The organism is Mesorhizobium sp. M8A.F.Ca.ET.021.01.1.1 (genome assembly GCF_003998025.1).
GTDB lineage: Bacteria > Pseudomonadota > Alphaproteobacteria > Rhizobiales > Rhizobiaceae > Mesorhizobium.
The window spans coordinates 1-3384 of the sequence record NZ_RZSJ01000641.1; the positions used below are offsets into that span (position 1 = coordinate 1).

The following is a 3384-nucleotide window of genomic DNA, read 5'->3' on the forward strand; positions in this document are numbered from 1 at the left end:
CGGTGATGCTGCGCACGATCTGGATCGCCACCTTCGCCGACCTGATCTTCGTCATGACCGAGGGCGGGCCGGCCGGCTCGACCAACACGGTGCCGGTCTACATCTATGTCAGCGCCTTCAAGTCGCTGGACAAGGGCTATGCCTCGGCTGTGGCCGTGCTGCTGCTCGTCCTGCTTATCGCCTATGCGATTGCGCTGATCGCCATCCGCCGCTCGCTTGTGAGGCACGTCTGATGATCGCGGGACGCTCTGCTTCACAACGGTTTTCGGCGGCGTCGGTCTCTACGCGGCAATCGCGGCCTATGTGGTCTTCGCACTGTTCCCGATCTACTGGACGCTGAAGATCTCGGTCACGCCGGAGCGGCTTCTCTATTCCGAAGGCATAACCTTCTGGCCGTCGCACATGACGCTACAGAACTTCATCACCGTGCTCGAAGCCACCGATTTCCCGCGCTATTTCATCAACAGCGTCATCGTCTCGGTGTCGACGGCTGCCCTGGTGACGGTGATCGCCACGCTTGCCGGCTACGCCACGTCGCGCTTCACCTTTCGCGGCAAGGCGGCGCTGGCGCTGATGCTGCTTTTGACCCAGACCTTTCCGCTGGTGATGGTCATTCCGCCGATCTACCGCGTGATGGGCCAGATCGGCCTGATCAACAGTCTGACCGGGCTGATCATCATCTACACCGCCTTCAACACTGCCTTCGCCACCTTCCTGATGCAGTCCTTCTTCGACGGCATCCCGAAGGACCTCGAAGAGGCGGCGATGATCGACGGCTGCACGCGTGCGCAGGCAATGCGCCGGGTGATCGTGCCGCTGACCCTGCCAGGCATGGGCGCGACACTGGGCTTCGTCTTCACCGCGGCATGGAGCGAGCTTCTGTTCGCGCTGATGCTGATTTCCAGCGACGACCAGAAGACCTTCGCCGTCGGCCTGCTCACCTTCATCGGCAAGTTTGCCGTCGACTGGGGGCAGATGATGGCGGCGTCGATCCTGGCGCTGATCCCGGTCTGCATCTTCTTCGCCTTCCTGCAACGCTATCTCGTCACCGGCCTGACCGCCGGCGCCGTCAAAGGATGATCGATGGCCTCTGTCACGCTCGAAAAGGTTCGCAAGGATTACGGCGCCGTGCGCGTCCTGCATGCGGTCGATCTCGAGATCGCCGACGGCGAGTTCGTCGTGCTGGTCGGACCGTCAGGTTGCGGCAAGTCCACGCTTTTGCGGATGATCGCCGGGCTGGAGGAGGCCTCCGGCGGCGAAATCCGCATCGGCGAGCGGCTGGTCAACGATGTCGCGCCGAAGGATCGCGACATCGCCATGGTGTTCCAGTCCTATGCGCTCTATCCGCATATGGACGTATCGAAGAACATGGGCTTCAGCCTGATGTTGCGAAAGGCCGAGAAGCCGGCGATCGATGCTCGCGTCGATGGTGCTGCCAGGCGGCTGGGGCTGGATACGTTCCTGCAACGCCTGCCCAGGCAATTGTCAGGTGGCCAGCGGCAGCGTGTCGCCATGGGCCGCGCCATCGTGCGCGATCCCAAGGTTTTTCTCTTCGACGAGCCGCTGTCGAACCTCGACGCCAAGCTGCGCGTCCACATGCGCGCCGAGATCAAGGCCCTGCACCAGCAATTGAAGACCACTTCGGTCTACGTCACCCACGACCAGATCGAGGCGATGACCATGGCCGACCGGATCGTCGTCATGCATGACGGGCTGATCCAGCAGGTCGGCGCGCCGCTCGATCTCTATGACCGGCCGGCCAACATGTTCGTCGCCGGCTTCATCGGCTCGCCGGGCATGAATTTCCTGCCGGCGGTGGTGGAGAAGGGTGGCAAGATGGACGCCGTATTGTCCGATGGCCAGAAGCTTCGGCTGCCGGACGGATTGCCGCTCGGGGATGGCGACGTCATCACCGTCGGCCTGCGGCCCGAGCATATAAGGCTGGCCGATGACGGTGCGCTGCAAGGCGAAGTCGGTGTGGTGGAGCCGCTCGGCCTGTCGACGCAGTTCTATGTCAAGCTGGCCGGCCAGCAGCTTTGCGTCTTTGCCATGGGCCGCGCGGGCGTGAAACCCGGCGACGTCGTGCGGCTGGCGGCCGATCCGGCGTCGCTGCATCTGTTTGACAGGGAAAGCGGCGACCGTATCGGCTGAATGAATTCAGTCAGGCTGAATGAATTCAGCCGGGCTGAGCGCACCCAGCCGTAGCCTTCCGCCTTGCAAACAAAAACGCCGCCCATCGGGCGGCGTTTTTGCATTCCAGAGGGAAAACCCAGATTACTTGATCTTGGTTTCCTTGAATTCGACGTGCTTCTTGGCGACCGGGTCGTACTTGCGGAACGACAGCTTGTCGGTCTTGGTACGGCTGTTCTTGCTGGTGACGTAGAAGAAACCGGTGTCGGCGGTCGACAGAAGCTTGATCTTGATGTTTGCGGCTTTGGCCATGATCTCAGTCCGTTATGTTCGTGGAGTTTTGGCCGCTGGAGCACGGGGAAAACACCCGGACGCGGGAAACTTGGCGCGACACATAAAGAACGTGCCTGGAAAGTCAAGCCCGGCGGACCCGATGTGGCCCGCTCAAGCTGCCCGGTATGCATAAATCAGACGGTTTGCGCCTCTGATACCGCGACCTTCTTCCAGTCTCCGGTCGTGTTCCACCAGCGATTCGGATTGGCGCGGTCGTCCAGCCCCTTGGAGCGGCTGGCAAGGATCGGCTGGATGCGGATCACCGGCTCCTGATAGGAATGGGCCTGGAAAATCGCCTCGACGACGCGGGCCGCCAGCGCCTGGTCGTCGGGTAATTCGAAGGAAACCTCGACCGTGCCCGGGCGGCGGCGCAATTCGGTTTCGGCGCCGGCCGCTGCCCCTTCAAGGGGCCTGTAGCGCTCGATGCCGCGCGCCGACTGATAGGCATTGCGGTCATACTTGCCCATGGCAAGCGGTGCGATCGCCACAACCGCGTCCATGATGCGGTCGACGTCGGCAGCCGGAGCCTGGAAGCTGACGAGCAGCAGGAGGGTCATTCGCAGCGAAGTGGTTTCAAAGCCGCTGTCGATCATCGGAGTGTCCTCGGTTCAGGTGTTTTAGGACACCCTTTTAACCGGTGGCTGCTGACACGGTTCTGTCAGCAGCCTGTCGCTGGGCAGTGCCGATAAGCGACGGGTTGGGCTCTACAGCAGGATCTTGCGAACGAGCCTGAAGCAGACCAGGGCGATGTAGGCGCCGAAGAAAAGGCCGAGCGACCAGCCGAAGCCGGAAGGCCCGAAACTGTCCATGCCGATGCCGATCGCCTGCGGCCCAAGCACCATCCCGACGCCATAGCACAGCACGAAAGCAGCATTGGCCGACGCCAGTTCGTGGCCGGAGAGCTGCGATCCGAGATGGGCA

4 protein-coding genes and 2 pseudogenes are annotated in these 3384 nt (G+C 62.3%); 3 read left to right on the plus strand and 3 right to left on the minus strand.

The features are described from left to right. The 3 genes and pseudogenes from EOA36_RS31310 to ugpC all read left to right on the plus strand — a co-directional run. Window positions 1–233, plus strand: a pseudogene (locus EOA36_RS31310) (sugar ABC transporter permease); the annotation flags it as partial. Between the two features lie 70 nt (window positions 234–303). Then, window positions 304–1080: a carbohydrate ABC transporter permease gene (locus EOA36_RS31315; RefSeq protein ID WP_245464521.1), complete on the plus strand. Its 777-nt coding sequence runs from the start codon at window positions 304–306 to the stop codon at window positions 1078–1080. A gap of 3 nt (window positions 1081–1083) precedes the next feature. Continuing rightward, window positions 1084–2151: a sn-glycerol-3-phosphate ABC transporter ATP-binding protein UgpC gene (gene ugpC, locus EOA36_RS31320; RefSeq protein WP_127280747.1), complete on the plus strand. Its 1068-nt coding sequence runs from the start codon at window positions 1084–1086 to the stop codon at window positions 2149–2151. 123 nt (window positions 2152–2274) lie between these two features. On the opposite strand, the gene rpmG is transcribed toward ugpC, so the two are convergent. The 3 genes and pseudogenes from rpmG to EOA36_RS31335 form a co-directional block, all read right to left on the minus strand. Next, the gene (gene rpmG / locus EOA36_RS31325) at window positions 2275–2442 is read right to left on the minus strand and encodes a 50S ribosomal protein L33 (protein ID WP_006201775.1); all 168 of its coding nucleotides are present in this window, start codon (window positions 2440–2442) and stop codon (window positions 2275–2277) included. Window positions 2443–2597: 155 nt separating this feature from the next. Continuing rightward, window positions 2598–3056, minus strand: a complete 459-nt coding sequence (locus tag EOA36_RS31330) for a hypothetical protein (protein WP_127280748.1) — start codon at window positions 3054–3056, stop codon at window positions 2598–2600. A 111-nt stretch (window positions 3057–3167) separates the two neighbouring features. Then, a pseudogene (locus EOA36_RS31335) lies at window positions 3168–3384 on the minus strand (MFS transporter); the annotation flags it as partial.